The organism is uncultured Endozoicomonas sp. (assembly GCF_947495845.1).
Lineage (GTDB): Bacteria > Pseudomonadota > Gammaproteobacteria > Pseudomonadales > Endozoicomonadaceae > Endozoicomonas.
In genome coordinates this window covers 50,686-73,190 of sequence record NZ_CANMAO010000010.1, presented here as the reverse complement: position 1 = coordinate 73,190, position 22,505 = coordinate 50,686, and the positions used below count along the sequence as shown (strand labels likewise).

General features: G+C 47.8%; 2 protein-coding genes. One reads left to right on the top strand and one right to left on the bottom strand.

Annotated features, from left to right (window positions below; translation table 11 throughout):
- Positions 1–18 precede the first annotated feature (18 nt).
- A complete protein-coding gene (locus tag Q1B11_RS09150; protein ID WP_299731043.1) occupies positions 19–8,751 on the bottom strand; it encodes a Calx-beta domain-containing protein in 8,733 nt (2,910 codons plus the stop codon).
- Between the two features lie 210 nt (positions 8,752–8,961).
- On the opposite strand from Q1B11_RS09150, the gene Q1B11_RS09145 reads away from it, so the two are divergent.
- Positions 8,962–22,461, top strand: coding sequence for an Ig-like domain-containing protein (locus Q1B11_RS09145; RefSeq protein WP_299731040.1), 13,500 nt, complete (start codon positions 8,962–8,964; stop codon positions 22,459–22,461).
- Positions 22,462–22,505: the final 44 nt, after the last annotated feature.

The following is a 22,505-nucleotide window of genomic DNA, read 5'->3' as shown; positions in this document are numbered from 1 at the left end:
CTCCCCATCTTGCAGTACTCAAGCACCATAAGAGGCGTCAATATCTCCCCGCAAAATACCCATCAAATTAACATCGCTATTGGCTCCAGCAATCGCTACAGCCGTTTCGAAAGCAACATTATCCAGTGATACTCCGGCAACGTCAGTGTCCACAAATAGCCAATCGGGTGCGGCGTTGGAGCCGGAACCAATGCCTTGTGAGTATTCATAGATTTCCAGAGCATCCTGCGAGTTAACCACACCATCACCGTTGAAGTCAGCTGCAATCAAATCATCACTGTCGGCGGTAGAGTCCTCGGTCACGCCATACCCCACGGCGAGGTTAAGGCAAGCCAAAGCGTCTTGCAGATCAATACTGCTGCTAATCAGCGCATCGCCTGCGGTATCAAGACTGGCGGTCACTGATGCTCCGGAAAGGTCGGTATCACCGTCAAGATCAAATTCAAAGGAGCCATCAGCAGCAGTAGTGACGGTTACATCGTCTGCACCGACCAAGTCACAAAGGACTTCGACACCGGTCAAAATGACGCCACCACGGGTTTGAATGGCGCTGCCACTCACAATCAGGCGAATACCATTTCCGGATTCAGATAAGTCCACACCATTGGTGTTGCCGCCGTATTCCAGGTTACCCCATCCGTAGACGTTGTTGTTTGCATCAATAGCTGCAAAGGCGGCATCGTTGGCAATCACTTTCACAACATCGATGTCACCATCCAGCGTATTTTGAATGTCTGTCATTTCCTGTTCTAGTAAGCCACCGCCCCATGAAACTAAGGAACCATCAGAGCGTATAGCAGAGAAACCGTTGCCAGAGGCGACAATGGAGGTGACATCAATCGTGCCATCGAGCGAGCTGGCAACGAAACTGCTGTCTCCACCGTAAGCATTTTGTCCCCAGGTGACGACAGACCCATCGCTAAGAATGGCAGCGAATGCAGCTTCATTGGCAATAACCGTTGAAACTTCCTTGCCATCAAGGGTATCTGGAAGAGCGCCACCGCCATAATCCGGATCACCCCAGGTCACCAGAGTGTTGTTTTCTGTCAGTGCAACAAATGCGTTGTTACTGGCATACACCTCTTTGATGTTGGTTGAGCCATCCAATAACTCAGCGACTGCCGAGCTGTCACCACCGGTGGTGGGGTCACCCCAGGTTTTGATGGCTCCGTTGTCAAGCAGTGCCGCGAAACTGGAGGCATTGGACCACACTTTCAGCACATCGTAGGCATCGCCATTCAGGCTGCTTTCGACTTCACTGGAGTCGCCGCCATCGTATTCGTTACCCCAGGTAATGACTTTACCGTCAGAGCGAACGGCTGCGAATGATGAGTGTGTGGATTCCACAGCCACTACATCAACGGTGCCATCAATGTCACTGGCAACACCGGAGCTGTCGCCACCAAAGGTACTGAAGCCCCAGGTGGTGAGAGAGCCATCCTGATGAACGGCGACAAAGGCTGAGCTGTTTGAATAAAGCTCAGTGACCGGGTTGTCCGTATCATTTAGCCGGGTTTCGACACTGGAGGAAATATTACCACCATTGGCGTTTTTACCCCACACGGTGACGGTGCCGTCTTCGTGACGAGCGGCAAATGCTGAGTGTGTGGAGGCGATGCTCACGACGGCATTGTTGCCGTTCAGGCGAGCAGCTACATCACTGCTGTCTCCACCATCATCTTCATCTCCCCAGGCGATTACAGAACCATCGGACTTGATGGCAGCGAAGGCACCGTGTGTGGCGCTGATGGATTGAACGTTAACCAGTTGACCCTGGATTGATTCAATATCGCCGCCTTTGTCGTTTTCGCCCCAGGCGACCACGCTGCCATCATCGCGAATTTCTGCAAAGGCGTATTTGTTGGTATATAAGGAGCCATCGTGTCCGGGGTGAGAAGCGGAGCCGTCACCGGTATCTGTCAGCGCGATATCGACATCACTGGCTGTACCTGTGCCCAAAGGTGGTGGCGTTGAGCCCGTTTCGGGTGGCGTGGCGCTTGAGGTTGGATCTGTAATATAACCTTTTGTACTGGTTAGGGCCTGATTAAAAACATTGTCTGAGAGTTCATATTCACGATCGAACAAGTACATAGTGAGTTCTTCCAGACCCTCAGGCCCAGGGTCTGAAAGAGTATTCACCGTTAATGTGGCGGTGGTGGCGTTGGCTGCAAAACTGACTTTCTGGAAACTTGGCTGAGGGTCAAAAGGCCACTCAATGTCTCCTTGATCAGCAATGCCTGGCTCTGGCCGTGCTTGTAATAGATCTGCCAGCAGGTAAATGTCAGAAGCCGTGCCAGTACCATCATTATTTGGGCCACCGGCACGAGTGACGGTAAAGGTCATCGTATCGCCTTCTACCGTTGGGTTTACGTTGGTTGAGTCCGCTGAGAGGGTAAACGTGAAGCCATCCTCAGTGGCCGTGACTTGATCTCTGATATGAGCGACATCTTTGGTAACATAGCTGTACTCATCAGAGATGTCGGCAAAATAGGCATCCCACCGATCACCAAACAGTAGCAGTTCAAAGGTTTCTATCCCTTCAACTTTGGTATCAACGATGGTGTCAACGGTGATGGTCTTCTCAGTTTCACCGTCTGCAAAAGTAACGACTCTGGGATCGGTGGTTGGCCAGCCCTCATCGTCGATAAAATCACCAAATTGACTGGGGTTATAGGCGCCAGAAAACCCTTGGTCTCCTTCCCAGTACGATTGACTGATCGTGCGTTCCGCAGACCCTTCGTAAAGGCGCAGATAAACCTCCTCTTCACCTTCGCTGCCATCACGGGTGATTGTGAACGTAATGGTGTCGCCTTCTTCCGCCGCGCCGCCATCGGTGTTGTTGGTTGAACTGGTGATGGTGTAGTCATTAGCTAACGCGACATTGTCGATATTAATGCGGGTATAATCGGTGAACTGGGCTCCCCAATAAGCATCGTCATAACTATTGTAGGTTTCAAACCAGAAATATTCTTCGGCCTCGGTGCTGTCACTGTCGCGGTAGACCTGAAATTCGACTTCAACTTCGCTCTGGCCAACCTCAAACCATATTTCCTGAGCGTTCAGCGCTTCATAGTCGTCCGATGTGGAATAGCCACCGGAAGTATTGACGTACATTCTTGCGCCAATGTCTTGCGAACCGATGGTTCTTTCTACGGTGAACTTGACAGTCTTACCCTCTTCCACTGCCAGAGTGCGATAAGAACTCTCACCACTTTGGATGATGGGAACATCACCAATTGCCGTTGGCGTATCAAAGTTCATGATGCTTTGGGTGATGTTTTGATCATTGTCATCCAGCACCGGGTTACCATCTTCATCAAGGACATCTTCTGTGGTCGCCGAGCTGGATAGGGCAACATTTTTGATTTTGAATTGATGATCCGTATTATCATCCTGAATAAAGGCTGTATCCCATACGTCAGTGATGGTGAACACCGCATCCGAATAAGTTTTGAAAACACCAATAGTCAATGTTTCGGGTACCAGCTCGACTTCAGAGTCTGAAAAGGTACGGATGTTAATGGTTTTTTCCTGCTCGTCAGCCGCAAAGTTGACTGCCATGTTGGTGATCGGATCAAAGTCGGTGGCGTCTGCAAAGCCTTCAATGGCCGAGAGATAGACGGTAGAGGCTACATCGGTACTGAGGTTTTCAGTATCTTGGGTTCTGCGAATGGTGACCGGAATGTCATAGCCTTCGTTAAAGAAATGAATGCCATTGGCGTCGGCGGGCATGATGATTTCGTAATTGTAGTGCTGTGCATTGTCATCCGTGTCACCAATGTAAACTTTGGTGGAATCCACTGCATTTTTGTCGGTTGCCTGTGTGTGATTATCGTAGCGGGCTATATAGAAATATTCGTCACCTTCCGAGTCATAATCGACAAATGTGTTGAGAGTAATGGTTTTACTCTCTACGTTAGGGGCAAACTCGATTTTGGTCAGTTCCAGTTCTTCGACATCCAGACCGTCGGCATTCCCAGTCATGGATTCCAGATAAATGGTGGAAGAGAGATTGAGATCAACACCCTTGCGTGTGATGGTCACTTCGATCTGCTGCCCTTCCGATAATTGATCCTCTGCCGCATTGGTGGTCATTTCATAGGTTAAGACATCAGTGTTTGTGTCGTCTTTGATGTAGCCTGCGGCGTATGCTTCATAGTTCTGGGTTTTTGCATCTGCTGCCGTGTCATATTGCATCAACCAGAATTCTTCGGTTTGCTCGGTGTTGGTATCCCTCAGTGTTTCAATGGTGATGACTTTTTCCGTTTCATTTTTACCAAAGACTATCTCGGTGGGGTCCATTGCCAGGTAATCAAGGCCTTCAATGGCTGAGCCCTCCCAGGTACCTATGTAAGTGGTTGATGCAGTATCTTCAAGGTAATCCACATCCCGCTCACGGCTTATGCGAAATGCGATAGAGTCTCCCTCCAGGGCCGCATTATCGCCATTATCGTTTTCCAGTGCTTCTATGGTGTAGCTGTAGGCTTGTGTAGGGTCAACGTGCTCGATACGCCCCTTGGCAACGTCAAGGGTTTTCTGGTTTAACCCATCAGCATAGGTTTCGTAAAGATTAAGCCAGAAGTACTCTTCTGTTTCTTGTGCTGTGTCGGTATTTAACTGAATGGTGACGCTTTTTTCATTGTCTTCTGCTGAGGCAAATTGAATTTCATTTAGCTCCAACCCTTCGTAGTCCAAACTGCCTGCCGTGCCATCCGTTGTGTTGATATAAATGCTTGATGGACCTTCATCAACGGCCTGATCATCATTCAGCAATTCACGTTTGATGTTAAAGGTGATCTCTGTGCCTTCATCCGCAGCGGTTGGGTCAGCTGCTTCTTCGGTGGGTTTGTCTTCGGTGGAGCTGGTGACGGTGTACTGATAGACCGGTGTTTCCAGTTTATCTTGAATATTGGCTCTGAAGCGGGCAATAGAGTTGTAGTTCTCCGCATCTGCTTTACTGGCGTAAACTTCAAACCAGAAACATTCTGTGCCTTCTATCTGGTTGTCATTGTAGGTTGCAACGCTGATGGTCTTTTGCTCTTCAACGGAACCAAAATTAACTTTGGTCAATGCCATGACATCGAAGTCACTGCTGTCTGAGTTACAGAAAGACGTTTTTACATAAACAGAACTGGGAGAACCGGTGGTGCCTCTTTCGATAGTGAATTGATAGTCTTCACCTTCCAGCACGGATTTTTCGGCTGATAATTCGTAGGTGTATTGGTTGGATGCTTGAGAACTATCGACCAGAGTGGCTTCTGCGGTTTGCAGGGCGTTGTTGTTTGCCGCATCGGATTCGGTTTTGAACAGTGATAGCTTAAAACTTTCCGATCCTTCTGTCCGGCTGTCTTCACGGGTTTCGACGGTGAACGTTTTGGTTGTCTCATGGGCGGCAAAAGTCAGTGCCACAGTATCGGCTGCGACATAATCGGCATCACCTGCGGTGACGCCAGTGGTGCTTAGATAAATTGTTGAGCTGGTGCCGCTGCCATTGCCAGAGTCACCGCCATCACGGGTGATGGTGTATTCAACCGTATCACCTTCAATAAATTCGTTTTCTGCGCTACCGCCACCGCCTGTTGTTGTCAATGTATAGCCGTAGTCTTCTATGGTTTTGTCGGCCAGGGTGATGTCCAGAGTTTCGGTGGCTTCATCGTCCGATGGGTTTCTCAGCAACTGCACCTGAAATGCTTCGTTGTCATCGCTGACGCTGTCAGTAAAGGTTTTGATATCGATGGTTTTCGATGCTTCGTGTTCAGCAAACTCAACGGCAAAGCGATCCATCTCTTTGAAGTCATCCCCTTGGGCGGAGCCTTCTGCCGTCCGAATATAGACCGTGGATGCATTACCAGTGCCGCTTCGGGTAATGGTGATCTTGGCGTTGTCGCCTTCAGTGACGGGTAGGTCGTCTCCATTATCATCAGTAGTGGTTGATAGTGTGTAGTTGTAATCATCGTAAGGTGTGTTTTCGATAAAGGCTGTGCTGGTGGCTACGGGCTCTTCATCGTTTTCGTTGTTGAATACTTCCAGAGCAAAATATTCGCTGGTTTCCAGCCATAGGTCTTTGTTTATCCAGACGCTGACAGTGGCTTCTTTCTGGTTAGGAGCAAATTCAACAGTTTTATTGATGCCTTCAAAATCTTCAGAACCGGCTGTTTTTGTGACCGTTTTAACAAAGACAGACGACGTAAAACCGGAAACACTGCGACTGATAGTGAAATCAACTCGCTGACCTTCTGCCACAGCACCCGATTCACTGGCCGCATCGGTAATCACAGAGTATTCAATGGAGGGGGCATCGTAGTCAGTAATGTGAGCGGTTTTGCTGGTAATAGTGCTACCGCCCCGGCTTTCGCGGAGTACCAAATCGAAGGTTTCTACACCTTCGTCAGAACTGTCGTTTGAGGATACGATATCTATGGTCTTTTCTGTTTCGCCGGCTTCAAACACCATGGCGTAATTATCGAGCTGTTCGAAGTCAGAATTGTCGGTTCCACCGTGAACGGTGCTGAGGTAAACCACCGAGCGCTCACTGTCACCATCTCGTGAGATCTTGAAACTGATGCTGTCACCTTCTGTCGCTGCATTGGCTTCTGTGTCGTTACTGGTGGTGATGGTGTAATTAAACTCAGCGGCAGTTTTATTGGCAATGGCGACGGTTTCTGACGTGGCAGGGGTTGTATCTTTCTCTTCTTCGTAAAGCGCGAGCTTAAAGGACTCGAGCGCTTCCCCCAGATTGTCTTCATAAGTATCCAGGGTAATGGTCATTGTGTTGCTGTCTTTTGCAAAGGTGACTTTCTTTTTGTCTATCTGTTCAAAGTCGTATTCATCTGCTGCATCGCCTGTGTCCGTCAACAGTGTTGACCAGTAAACCGATGATTCAATGTCGTATTGTCCGTTTGCAGCGTTGGTTTCGGTATTGGAGTCGCTCCTGCGAATTTCAAAGGTAACGGCGTCACCTTCTACCACGGGGGAATTCTGTACGACGATTTCGTATTGGTATGTCGGTTTTGGGGTCAGATCGGGCTTTTCGGATATGGCGATTACTGGTTTGACGTCTGCATTCCAGAAGTCTTCCAGTTTCAACCAGTAAGTGCCGATCCAGCTGCTTGACTCACCCGCACCCCAGGGGTTTTGCATCAGGAATGTATCGTCATCACTGTTGTAGTCCAGCAGCATTTGAGCATGACCACTGACCACGGTCTGCTTGCCATTAACTTTATGGTCTCCCCAAGCACCAATCCAACCGATGGAGTTATCAACCGTCAGCGCATTAATTATTTCAGTTTTGTAGGTGCTGAAGCTTTCATCATTTTGGGTGAATATTTTGGTTCCGCTTCCCATGTTGTAGGAGGCCGAATAATAGGTGAAATCCAGGCCGGTAATATGGGTCAGTGGATCTGCCATTCCACCCTCAACCGCTTGTATGCTGGCTTCCAGGTTATCACCTACTTTAACCTGAGAGTTCAGTTGCGCATAACCGCGCTCAAACAACGCAGCCCACAACTCACCATCCAATGCCTTGTCGGGGTTACCTGTGAGCACCATTTTTGTGCCACTGGTATTGGTGATGACCTGCTTATCTACCGTTGTATAGTAAGTTTCGCCGTCAACATACCATCGAATACCGTAGGTGCCATTTCCGTTGTCTGTTACTGCATCTGTGAGATAACTGGACGTATCATCATGAGCAATAGCGCCCATTGCTGCCAGAAGGTAGCATGTCCCTGCTTGCCCTTGATTAACATCATCTTCATCAATGAGATCGCCTTCACCCTGGCTGTTTGCCAGCGGCGTATTAGCTTCCCAGAAATCTCCGGTTGCCAAGCTGTAACTGTAGACACCGGAAGACGCTGAGTTATTTGCAGTGTCGCCTCCCACTACAGGCATTGGCGTGTCTGTGCCCAGAAACCATTTGCCGATGAGGTAGTCGCCTTTTTCCTCAGTCATGCCAGCGTCCATATTACCGAGATCGATACGGTCATCAATATCGGTAACTCCACCCCACCAGTAATCATTCCCTTTATTGCTGTAGATGGTGTTATAGGTGACGGTTTCCAGATAATCGTTTGCGAACTGGTTGTCGTTAGACGTTTTGGAGTAGAAGGTTTTCAGGTCGGCATGTTCTGATTCTGTAATCCCGCCATCAACGACTTGTTGAATCATGTCGAGAATTTCTGAATATACAAAGGAGTTGTCATCGTCGTAACTGGCGATTAAGTCGGAGAAATAGCTGTTTGTGATATCACCGAGCCAGCTCACATTCAGGTTGGTGGTCAGTTCAATATCGCTAACGGATTCCGTTGATAACTCTCCGGTGCTGAATTCCAGCTCCATATCGCCATCAATACCGGTCAGATCATCAGAGGCGGCAATATCGGCATCCAGCGTTGTGGCAAGGTTTTCCAGAAATAATTGACCGTTGTCTGTGGAGGCCACATCACAACCGTAAAGGTGAATATCAACACCGGGGGCAAAATGGCTTTTTAATTGGCTCAGGGATTCCGTGTTGTTATCCAGATAGGATTGATTAACGGAGGTTGAACCCAATTCAAAACTGCCGGCTTCACCGTGGGTAAATATATGAACATTGGAGAATTGATTGTTTTCTGTTAATTCAGGGAGCAGTTGATCAAAGCCGTCAGAATCCGGAGAAAGATAAATGATATGAGCATCACTGGAAAATTGATTGAGGATCTCATCTTTATCGTCGAGTGAAGAATCAATAATGACTAGCTTTGATTTATTCATAGAAAAGCTCATTTATAAAAAGTGGTTTTGGTTAGTGTTTTTAATTGGTTTTATAAGATTTTTAAATGATTTAATTGATTGGGTTTAAATTAAGGTTAGACTGCTACACTAAAGATTCAACCAAAGTATTAGATGAATATAAGAATTATTTTTGAGTCTGGCGTTTTGATTCAGTTTTTGTAAAAGTGTATTAATATCAGGGGCTTTTTTATGTCGTCGGGTTTTTTTCTGCTGGTGGTTCGCAAGAATGGTGAGGTTCTGCAGCTCGCTAAAAATGAGCTTGCAAACTTCAAGTTTTTAATGGGTGACCGAGTTACTATTGTTAGCTCTGATAAGAAATCAGGCGTCAAGCACACTCTTAATGAAAAGGATGGCGATTTAATTATTGAGTTGGGAAATGGTGATTCATTGCTGCTCAATGATTTTTTCAATAATGCTGCTTTTTATTCAAACCCTAACCCCGTTTTAGAACTGGCTGGGCATTATCTTGACGATAATGGCTCTGATCAATCTGAATCAACACCTTCCCACCATGACAGCACTACTTCATTATTTAGCGATGAAAACCAGCCAATAAACTTTGATTTTTTAACTGGCGATGAAATCTGGCAAGAGTTTTCCTCTCCGATTTGGGAGTATGCACCTTATATTCTGGGTGGCGTTGGGGCAATTGCTGCAGCTTCTGGTGGTGGTAGCAGCAGCGATGGTAGTGGTTCTGGCAGTAGCGATGGCAGTAGCGATGGTAGTAGTTCTGGTAGTGCAACTGTTCCTGATGCTGTGCCAGACATCACAGGCAGAGTCGCAGACGGTTATATAGAAGGTGCTCAGATCTATCTGGATCAGGACAATGATGGGCTTGCCGATGACAACGAACGTCTTGAAGGGGTGTTTACCGATGAAGACGGCTACTTCTCAATGGCTGCAGATGCCAACCCCAATAATTATGACATTATCGCCAAAGGTGGGGTCAACACGGATACCGGTGTTGTTAACACCATAAGCTTGAGAGGGGCGGCGGGCTCAGAAATCATCAATCCCATCACCACCCTGGCGGAAACGTTAATTGACAATGGTCAGGCAGCAAACCAGGAAGCAGCAGCGGAAATCGTCATTAAAGCACTGGGTTTGAAAGAAGGTATTGATCTTAAAACCTATGACCCTCTTGCTGATTTGGCTGCTGATTCAAATGACACAGAAGCCATGGAGGCTCAAAAGGCTGCAGTGCAAATTGTATCTCTGATTACTATGGCGTCTAAAGAGGCGCTTGAAAGCGGAGATGATGAAACGGTTCAAAGCAATGAAGCAGCGATTCTCAGCAATATTGCAGAAGTACTGGTTAATAATATTGCTAAGAATGAAGCTGATGGAACCAGCGACCCCGTTAATTTGATGAATGGCAGTGTTATTGATGACGCGATTGTTGGTCTGGAGATAGACACGATCGTTCGTGACGAAATTGTTGCCGCTGCTCGTGAGATAGAAGAGTCTGAAACTCCCGAAGCAATAGCAGACGTTCAGGAAAAATACCTTGATTACGTGGCACCAAGCGCAGCCATTAACATTGAAATTAACGAATTCGCCACAAACCCAGTGGTCGTCAAGGTTGAGCTGGATGTTGATAGTACTGATGGTTCTGCCGTATTTATTGATGACGTCATCAAAGTCTATGAAGTGGGTAGTGAAAGCACATCGCTGCACAGCGAATATAAAGTGGATGAAGACGATATAACCAATGGTTACGCTGAAATTATACTGAATAACTTAACCGACGAAAAAGAATATACCCTTACCGCCACCATCACCGACTCAGCAGGAAACACCGAAGGCGAATCCACGGCTCAAGATACATTTACCTTGGATACCACTCCGCCTGATGCGCCCACAATCACTCTGCCAACTGACACCGGTGCCGCTGATGGCGTTACTCAAAATCGTACGGTCACTGTCGTGCTTTCCGGTGGTGATGCAGATCAGGCCAGTTGGGAATACAGCCTGGATAGTGGCGCAAACTGGCAAACTGGCAGTGGCAATAGTTTTGATTTAGCGACAGATGTCGAGTATTCCACGAATGCTATTCAAGTGCGCCAAACCGATACAGCCGGTAATAACTCTTCCACAGCCAATAATACCGTTGCCATCACCACCGACAACACTGCACCAGAAGCGCCATCCGTCGAGTTACCAAGTGACACCGGAGCAGATGACAACATTACCCAGAACAGAACCGTCACGGTTACCATGTCCGATGGTGGTGTCAGCTGGCAGTATCGTTTGAACAGTAATGATGATAACGACTGGGTTAATGAAACTGGCAGCAGCTTTGAGCTGGCAGACAATACGGAATACCCCGCAGGCACTATAGAAGTTCGCCAGATTGATGGCGCCGGGAATGTATCTGCCATTGCCAGCAACAGCGACGCTCTGACCGTTGATAATATCGTACCCGAAGCACCTGCCGTGACTTTGCCTAGTGATACAGGCAACAGCAACACCGATGGCTTGACCAATGACACAACCGTTAATGTTGAATTGTCCGATGGCGGAGTAAGTTGGCAGTATCGTCTGAATAGCAGTGATGATAATGATTGGGTTAATGGCACTGGCAGCAGCTTTGAGCTGGAAGGCGGCGCAAATAGGGAATACACCGCTGGCTCAATTGAGGTTCGACAGCTTGATGGCGCCGGAAATGCTTCATCCATTTTCAACAACAGCGACGCGATAACTATTGACACTGTTGCTCTGGCCGCACCGGGTTTCTCATTACAAAACGATACCAGTAATACCGATAATAATAATAGCGATGGCATTACGACAGATGGTGTTGTAAACCTCGGTGATAACGAAGACAGAGTAAGCTGGGAGTTCAGCCTGAATGGGGGTTCAAGCTGGCAGACAGGCACCGGAACCAGCTTTAATCTGGCAGAAAATACTACCTATGCCCCAGAGCAGATTCAGGTTCGGCAAACCGATGCAGCGGGTAATGTGTCACTGGTTGGAAAAAATGACAGCGCCATCACAGTCGATAACACTGCTCCAGATGCACCTGAGCTGAATTTAAATACCGATACTGGTAGCAGTGATAGCGACAGCATCACCAGGGATTGGGTTGTAAACGTCAATGTTGACAGTGCCGATGTACGCTGGGAATACCGCTTAAAAAGCAATGATGAGGCTGATTGGGTAGATGATGAGACTGGTTGGCAGAATGGTGATGGCAGTAGCTTTGAGCTGGCAGCAAATGCAACTTATAACGCCAATGATATTGAGGTTCGCCAATTCGATGCGGCGGGTAATGTATCGGACGCTGGTAGTAATGAAAGCACATTCATTATTGATAACACACCTTTAACCGAGCCAACTCTGGCTCTGAATGCAGATACCGGCAGCAACACCAGTGACAACATCACCAGCAACCGTGCCGTGGATGTCACGTTGTCAGACGATCAGGTCAAATGGGAATACAGCCTGAATAATGGCAGTTCATGGACGGAAGGTTCTGGTGAAAGCTTTGACTTGGCAGTAGACACAACTTACGACGATGGTCATATACAGGTTCGACAGTACGATGCTGCTGGCAATGTGTCGACCGTTGGCACCATCAATACTGAAATTACTACCGACAACACTGGTCCAGATGCGCCGGGGCTGACTCTTAATGAGGACACCGGTAGCAACAGTAATGATGATGTGACTAACGACCTCACCATGAATGTGACCCTGGCCGACGATCAGGATCGTTGGGAATTCAGGCTTAATGGAGGCGACTGGACTGATGGGGGTAGCGGCACTTCTTTCGAGTTGGAGGCTGGGGTAGAGTATGCAGCCGGCGCCATTCAGGTTCGCCAATTCGATGCGGCTGGCAATGTTTCAGCCATCACCAGTAGCGAAACGGCCATCACCACCGACACAACTGCACCCGCAGCGCCAGAAGTTACTTTAAACGAAGATACCGGTAGCGATAACAGTGACGGTGTTACCAGCGACTTAACCATGAACGTGACCGTTGCTGACGATGCGGCCACTTGGGAGTACAGCCTGGATAATGGTGATAACTGGACTGAGGGCAGTGGCGACAGTTTTGAGCTGGCTGCCAATACCAGCTACGCAGCCAATGTAATTAAGGTCAGGCAGACCGATGCGGCTGGTAATACCTCCAATGTATTCCAATACCCCAACGCGATCACTACTGATACTACCGCACCTGCAGCCCCCAGCTTTTCACTGACAGAAGATACCGGAACCGCCACTGGCGCAAATAATGACAACATCACCAGCAACAAAAACATTACGGTGACATTGTCCGGTGGTAGTGACGATAAGGCCAGTTGGGAATACAGCGTTGATGGTGGTGATAGCTGGACGACAGGTGACAACAGTTTAAGTTTTGATCTGGCCGATAATACGACCTATGCCGTTGATGATATTCAGGTTCGCCAAACGGATACCGCAGGAAATGTTTCTGACATAGTAACTAACGACACAGTATATAGAACGGATAATACAGCGCCGGAAATCACCGAAGCTTCATTCTCATTTGGTTCGATTTTGAATGCTGCGGAAGATGATAGTCCTGCCAGCTTGAGCGTTGAAACCACGGGTGTGGAAAACGGTCAAACAGTTACACTGATGCTGAATAACCAAGCCTACAATGGCATTGTGAGTAATAATGTTGCCACCATCTCAGGAATTCCAGCGGCTGATTTACAAGCATTAGCCGATTTAACAACAGATGATACAGGAACAACTGTCAACTATACCGTAGACGTCAGTGATCTGGCTGGGAACACGGCAACTTCGTTTCCAGGCTCATTTGAATACAATACCAATCAGCCCACTATTTTATCTGACGGGTTTAATTTTGAATCAGAGTTAAATGCCAATGAAGACGACAATGACGGTACATTGGAAATCACTACAACCGGTGTTGAAGATACTCGAGAAGCTACGCTGACCCTGAATGGTGAAGAATATGTAGCTACGGTAACAGGCGGCTCAGCAACTTTCACTGTAGGCTCTACTGTGCTGCAGGATTTGGAACAAGGAGAATATGATTACACCGTTGAGGTAAGTAACGCTGCCGAGACTCCTGCAGATACACTGACTGGCAGTTTTACTAAAGATACAGTATCGCCTGAAATAATAGATGCAACATTTAACTTTGGCCCGGTACTCAATGCCACAGAAGACGACAATGATGCAGTACTGAGCGTCACCACCAGCGGTGTAGAAAATGGTGAAACAGTTACTCTTCTATTGAACGGACAGGGTTATACAGGTCAGGTTAACAATAACTTAGCAGAGATAACTGTGGGCGGAGTCCCTTTACGTCAAATCACTGAAGCTGACGAAGTTGATTATACGGTGACTGTCAGTGATGCTGCGGGCAATGCCGCTCAAGCCTATGAAGGTGATTTCAAGTACGATAAAAGCGCACCCACTTTCACAGCAGGCGCTTTTAACTTTGGCTCAGTGCTCAATGCCAGCGAAGACGACAATAACGGTACATTAACCATCACCACCACCAATGTGGAAGATGAAGAGCAGGCCACCTTAACTTTAAATGGCATCAATTATACGGCAACTGTGAATGATAACTCCGCGACCTTTACCGTGAGTTCAACCGTGTTGCAGGGTTTGAATCAAGGAGACCACACCTACACCATCAACGTCAGTGATGCTGCTGGCAATGCGGCAGCCGAGCAAAGTGGCAGTTTTAACAAAGACTCTTTGAAACCCGAAATTACCAGTGCCACCTTTAATTTTGATGACACCCTGAATGCCACATCCGACGACAATGACGCCACATTAACCGTGAGCACAACCGGGCTGGATGATGGTCGCCCTGTCACTTTAACGCTCAATGGAAAATCCTACACAGAAAACGTCAGTGGAGACACGGTTACTATTTCTGTGCCAGCCGCAGATTTGCAAGATATTCCAGAAAGTGATGCAGTGAGTTTTACCGTCACCGCCAGCGATGCCGCAGGTAATGCTGCAGATACGTTTAATGGCAGCTTTTCATACGACGCTGGCGTACCAGAGGTTACCAGTGCTTCCTTTGATTTCGGTGATACCCTGAACGCTGTGGGAGATGACAATGATGCCACTCTGACAGCCAGCACTACTGGCATTGAAGATGGTCAGACACTGACTCTTGGTCTGGGCGGAAACAATTACATCGGTGAGGTGAACAACAATTCTGTTGCAATTACAGTACCCGCTGGTGATCTGGATGATCTCACTGAAGGCACTGTCAATTACACGCTGACAGTCAGTGATGTCGCAGGCAATGCAGCTACCGTTCCAGCTGATACATCTTTCACCTATGATGCGACAGCGCCCGCTCAACCTACTCTACTCACACTTAATGCAGATACCGGAAACAGTAACAGCGACAACATCACCAATGATTTAACCATGAATGTGACGCTATCCGGTGATGCTGGTGATCAGGCCATCTGGCAGTACAAACTGAAAAATGCGGACTGGGTAACGGGCTCTGGTGACAGTTTTGAGCTGGATGCCAATACCACCTATGCAGTGGGTGAAATTCAGATTCGCCAAACGGACGATGCAGGCAATATCTCTGAAGTAACCAGCAATACGGCAGCCATTACCACCGACTCCATTGCACCGGATGCCCCCGGGCTTGCTTTGGCTACAGATACTGGCTCCAGTGATTCCGATAATTTGACCAATGATCAAACCATAAATGTCACGTTAACCGGTGCTGAGGGTGATCAGGCCAGCTGGGCATATCGGCTGAAAGACGGCAGCTGGATCACAGGTACGGCGAGTAATAGCTTTGAACTGGCAGCCAACGAAACCTACGCCGAGGGTGAGATAGAAGTTCGCCAGACTGACACCGCGGGTAATGAAAGTATCACTTCAAACAGTGAAGAAATCACAACCGATACCACAGCGACGGTGGCTCCGGGGCTTGAATTAATTCAGGATACCGGAGTTGATGGCGTGGATAATACCGATGGTGTTACCAGCTCGCTGACAATGAGAGTGTCTGTGACAGGCACTGCCGCTGATAATAACTGGCAATACCAGCTTAAAGGTGGCAGCTGGATAAATCACACAGGTACCAGTTTCACATTAGAAGAGAACACGACCTACGCCATTGGTGAGATCAAAGTTCGTCAGATTGATGCGGCAGGTAATGTATCAGCAGAAGCTCAGAATGAAGCCCAGATAGTCACGGACATCCAGGCACCGGATGCACCCACTTTCAGTCTTGCTGCGGATACAGGCTCTGAGAACGATGACAACGTTACCAATAATCGAATGATTAATGTCGTATTATCAGGTACGGCTGGAGCTGGCGATCAGGCAAAATGGGAGTACAAATTAAAGGATGGTAGCTGGACTAACGACGATGGAACCAGCTTTGAACTGGCTGCAAATACGGTCTATGCCATTGGTGAAATAAGCGTTCGACAAATCGACGCTGCCGGGAATATTTCTGACGAGCGCAGCAACACCCAGAGAATCACCACCGATAATCAGCTACCCGATGCCCCCACATTCGAGCTTGCGGACGACACAGGTTCAGATGGCGAGGATAACATCACAAATGAGCAGACGGTTTATGTTACGTTCAGCGGTGGTGCAGAGGATCGTGTTAGTTGGAAGTTCAGTGTAGATGGTGGCACAACCTGGGACACTGGCAATGGAAACAGCTTTGAGTTGCTTGAAGGGACGTATGCTGTAGATGCTATCCAAGTCACTCAACAGGACTCTGCAGGTAATGATTCCGCTGCTGCTACTAACGCTGAAGCAATTACCATTGATACAACGGCGTTTGCTGCACCGACTTTCGCGCTAGCGGAAGATACCAGTGACGATGGCACGAATACTGATAATGTCACCAGCGCTTCAACGGTGAATGTTACGCTGGACGCGGAGCAGGACAAATGGGAATACAGCCTGGATTCTGGTGCCAGCTGGACAGAAGGCAGTAGTAACAGTTTTGATCTGGCAGCGGATACTGTCTACGGGGAGAATCAGATTCAGGTCAGGCAATATGATGTTGCGGGTAACGTTTCTGATGCTGGTACGAACAACAATGCAATTACCACAGACAATACTGCTCCGGATGCACCGACTTTTAGAATCGCAGAAGCCAGTGATACAGGCTCAAGCAACAGCGATAACATCTCTCAAAACACGACCGTGACCGTTAGTCTCGCTGCCGATCAGGTGAAATGGCAGTACAAACTGAAGGATGCCGCGTGGGTGGACGGTACAAATACCAGCTTTGAACTGGCAGACAATACCACATACGAAGCAAACGAAATTCGGGTTCGCCAGATAGACGCCGCTGGTAATGTATCCGAAGAAGAAACCAATGAGAGTGTCTTCAAAACCGATAATACTGCGCCAACCATCACCGACGTAACGTTCTCATTCGGCACCACATTAAACGCAGCTGAGGCGGCCGCAGAGTCAAGTGCTCAGGTGACCACGAGTGGTGTCGAAAACGGCGAGAGCGTAACGCTCAATGTTAACGGCAACGGCTATACCGGTTCGGTTGAAAACAATGTGACAACAATCACGCTGCCAGCCAGCGCATGGGATAATCTGGCAGACGGATCAGTTGACTATACAGTAAATGTAAGTGATGTCGCAGGAAATGGGGCAGGAGTAAACACCGGAAGCTTTGAATTTAATACGACTACCCCGACGTTGACTTCTGATGGCTTTAATTTCGGTTCAGAATTGAATGCAACGGAAGATGACAGCCCGGCAACGTTGACCATTAATACCAATGTTGAAGATGGTCAGACGGTCACATTGAATATAAATGCAGATGAATATATAGATACAGCTCAGGTATCTGGTGGAACTGCAACGTTTACCGTAGCAAATAGTGTTCTTCAAACCCTGACTGAAGGAGTTAATAATTACACTGTTAATGTTTCCGATGCGAATGCTAATCCTGCTGATGAATTCACTGGCAGTTTTACTTATGACAAAACACCACCGGAAATCACTGAATCTACCTTCGACTTTGGCGCTGTACTCAATGGCATAGACGACGATACCGATAGAGTGCTGACAGTGACCACCAGCGGTGTTCAGGACGGTAATGATGTTACATTAACGTTGAACGATAAAACCTACACCGGGACAGTAAACGATAATTCAGCCACCATTAACGTCAACGCTACCGACCTGCAAAGTCTGGCTGAAGGCAATAATACCTACACATTGAAAGTGAAGGACAATGCAGGCAACGAAACCACCAACTCCGATGGCAGTTTTTCCTACGACAGCGTAGCACCAGCGGCTGAAGCCACTGTCACCGAAGTGCTGACAGCAAATACCTCACCTTCCATCAGCGGTACCTTTGATAATACTGAAACGACACTGACTTCTGTCACCGTGAACTCGGTCACCTATGAACTTTCTAATGGCGCTCTTAGCGTAGATGGTTCAAGCTGGACGCTGGTGATTCCAGCGAGTGATGCATTGGATTATGGTCACTACGATGTAGAAGTGGTGGTGAGCGATGCTGCCGGCAATCCCACCTCGCAAAACTTTGAAGATGTGCTGGAAGTTGAGGAGGGGTTAGTTGAAGGTACCAGCGGTGCTGACACATTTACCGCTAACGACACGGATCAGACATTTCATATAAAAGAAAACAACGATACGGTCTATCTGTCGGAGTTCCGTAATGTGGCCAGCGATGCATTGAGAATTGAATTGGTTAGTGAAAATAGCGGGGTTCAGACCTACGGTATCTTTGTGGTTGCCTCCCAAGTGGCCGATGCGGATGAGGGGTTAGGCTCTGTGGATATTGAGTTGAGTTTCTCCACCAGTGCTGTGACCTATGAGGCTGATTCTGCGAACAAGGCAAGTGATTTTACCCAGATCACTGCCAGTGATAGTGCTGATGATATTACCGACGGGGTCGTGACATTTTCTGGCTTCTCATCTCCTGGCTATACCGATTACGATACGGCTTTCGCAACATTTAATGTGACTCCAGCGAATGCTGATGCTCCAATTGAGTTTACATTCAACAAAATCACTCTTGATAATGCAGAGAAAGAAACCTTCACCACCGTCACCAATATCGGTACCGGGGGTGCTAATAAAGTGATTTTTGAAGGGGATCCTTCAGAAAACGGTGTGGATACGATTTACGGCTTTACCGTTGATAGAGGCGAAGCGGAAAACGACACTATCGAAATACATCATGTGGATATGGACTCCCTGCGAGGCAATGGCGATCAGGCGGAAAACCTGACGTCCGGTGCGACCATGGGCGCTAATACAGGCTTTGTAGTACTCAAAGATGCCTTGGATGATCTGGAGTCTGCCACCGTTCAAACGGCAGCTCTCGCCTTTGGGGGAGAAGCGGATGGTGATGTGATTTATCTGCTTTCTACCAATGGCACCGATTCTAAATTGGCGCGCATCACCTATGAAAATGACAGCGCCACCGTTGAGTTTATGGCCGAGTTTATTGGGTTGGGTGAGCTTTCCGGGTTTGATCAAAGCAATATTTATGAATTTACTCTCAATGATACGGTGGCTCCTATCATTGATTCTGTCTCTTTTAGTTTCGGGGATGTATTGACCGCCGAGGAAGACGACAACAACGCGGTAGTCACCATCAACACCACCGGCGTAGAAAGCGGTCAGGAAATCACATTCTCCATTGGTGTTAATAATTACACGGGAGATGTTTCTGATAATTCAGCGTCTATCACCATTCCTGCGGCTGACTTACAAGCGCTGACGGAAGGTGCAGTGACGTATACCGTGAATGTGAGTGATGCATCTGGCAATGCCGCTGAAGAATTTGAAGGCAACTTTACCTATGACGCCACAGTGCCCACCATTGAAAGTGCAATCTTCGATTTTGGTACAGAATTGAATGCCACGGAAGATAACGAAAGCCAGACGTTGACGGTTACCACAACCGGTGTAGAAGACGGAAGAGAAGTTACCTTGACTATTGGGGAAGATGATTTCACGGCAGAGGTAAGCGGTAATTCTGCCATCATCACATTAACGTCAGCTAATCTCACGGCGCTCTCGGAAGGCCCCGTGAACTATACAATCACGGTCAGTGACGTTGCAGGCAACGAGGCAGAAGATTTTGAAGGCACCTTTACTTACGATGTCAGTGTACCGACTCCCGGCGTGACATTAGCAGACGACACAGGTGCCGCCGACAACGACGGCATAACCAGCAACCTGACTGTCGATGTGGATCTGTCCAGCGATAACGCCAGTTGGGAATACAGCGTCGATGGTGGCACAACCTGGGAAGAGGGAGAGGGTACCAGCTTTGATCTGACCGAAAATACTGATTATGCAGCGAATGCTATTCAGGTTCGCCAGACTGATACTGCCGGTAATGTTTCTAGCGTTGGCAGTATCAGTAATGCCGTCAGTACAGATAATACGGCGCCATCGGTGGATTCCGTCGTGCTGGATGCGGACATTCAGCAAGTGACCATCACTTATGATGTGGATTTGGATGAGACGAATACTCCTTCAATCAGCGCATTTACGGTGAGTGTTGGTAATGATATTGCAACGGTTAATTCTGTCGCCGTATCTGGGCAGACTGTCGTATTAGAACTGGCTGATGGATCATTTTCCTCAGGATCATCAGTCACTGTCGCCTATGAAGACCCCAGCGATAATGATGATATCGCATCTATCCAAGATATCGCCGGTAACGATGCCAGTGATTTCTCTACCGTGAAAGTAATTGACGGTTATATTCGGGGCGCACAGATTTATCTGGACGCCGATGGCGACGGCATAGCCGATAATGATGAACTGCTGGAAGGCGTTGTCACCGATGCATTTGGCAGCTACGTGCTCGAAGCCGCGGATAATCCGAACAATTATGGCATTATCGCCAAGGGCGGTATTAACACCGACACCGGGATTGTGAATACCCTTACGTACAAGGCAACGTCAGGTTCAACGGTAGTGAATCCGTTAACTACCATTATTCAAGCTCTGATTGAAGGCGGTTCTGTCGCCGATGAGGCAGCCGCTAATACGCTGATTGCCAGTGCCCTTGGAACGTTCACAAATATTGATTTGACCACCTATGATCCTTTGGCAGAAGGCAACGATGCAACGGCTATAAGCGTGCAAAAAGTTGCCGTGCAAATAGTGTCATTATTGGCGATTGCCTTGCAGGGCAGGGATGTCAATAGCATTGAGTCTTTACAAAATGACATTATTTCAAATATTGCTTCAGCGATGAAAGATTTTGAACCAACCCCGTTCGCCCAAAGCTTTAATTTTGCAAACGATACATTTGTTAGCGTTTTCCTATCTGGTATGGGGCTGGGCACAGACACTATCGCTACCATTAATACGTTGATGGATGCGCTGCAGGATGTGGATTCAATAGAAGACATTCAGACGCTGCAATCGCAATACCTTGATACAGTAACTCCTGATAAACCCACCGAAGTGACCTTGGAATCTGACGAATACGACAGTACGCCAACACTGCGAGTTACGTTAAATGTCACCAGCGTCGATGGTCAGGCAGCCGTGGTAGGTGATGAGGTGACAATTGAAGAAAATGGTGCCGGTTTCCATACCTATATTCTGACAGCTGACGATATTGCCAGCGGCTATGCAGATGTAACTCTGCCTGAGTTATCCAGAACCGGCGACTTCACGTTAGATGTATTCGTCAAAGATAAATCCGAGAAAGTCAGCGCTACATCAGAAAGCATCACCTTTACCTATCAGAGTCTGGTGACGGGAACCACCGGAGCGGATAGCGAAGTGGCAAACGACACCTATCAGGCATTTGATCTCGGTGGAGGAAACGACAAAGTATATCTATCTGAGTATCGGAATGCAGGGAGTGATGCTTTCTCTATTGTGCTTGAGGGTACGTCTGGCAGCACTCAAACCTATGGAATCTATGTCAAAGAAGATCAGGTGGATCAGAGTACAAGAGTCGGACTCAACGCTGTAGATTTCACATTAACGTTTGATGATACGACTATTGACTATGTTGCAAGCTCCGCTACCAAGGCTGGCGGATTTGATAATATGACCATCAATGATGATGCCCCTGGCACTATTACGTTCTCGGGCTTTACAGCCCCTGGATTTGAGACCTACGATACGGCGCTGGTCACTTTTCAGGTAATACCCGCTGATACAACATTGCCCATCGACTTTAACCTGACTGGTATCTCTCTGGATAATATCAGCAAGGATGATCTCACCATTGCCACTAACATAGGCAGTGGCGGTGCAGACACAGTGATCTTTGAAGCTGATCCTGCAGATAATGGCGAAGACGAAATATACGGCTTTGCTATGGGTTTAACCGAAGCAGAAAACGACACGATCTCATTCGATAATTTGGACAACGCAACACTCCGGGGTAATGGTAACCAGGCTGAACTATTGACAAGTGGCAGCGCTCTTGGCAACGACACTGGCATAGTGATTATCAGTGATGCTCTCGATAATCTGGAATCCGCCACCTTTGAAACAGCCGCTTTAGGGTTGGAAGGCGAAGCGGGTGGCGATGTGATTTACTTCCTGGCCTCCGACGGCACCGATGCAAAACTGGCCGAGATCACCTACAACAACAATGCAACTGCCACCGTTCAATTTATGTCAACCTTTGTGGGGTTGGGCACCTTATCCCTTATTGATCAAAGCAATCTCTCCGATTTTACGATTATATAAGTGAGTTAAAGGAATAGGCAGGGGTGCAGATATTTCCTTACGCG

Coding starts and splice junctions, on each gene's coding strand:
- Q1B11_RS09150 (WP_299731043.1), bottom strand. CDS start 8,751: ATGAATAAATCAAAGCTAGTCATTATTGATTCTTCACTCGACGATAAA.
- Q1B11_RS09145 (WP_299731040.1), top strand. CDS start 8,962: ATGTCGTCGGGTTTTTTTCTGCTGGTGGTTCGCAAGAATGGTGAGGTT.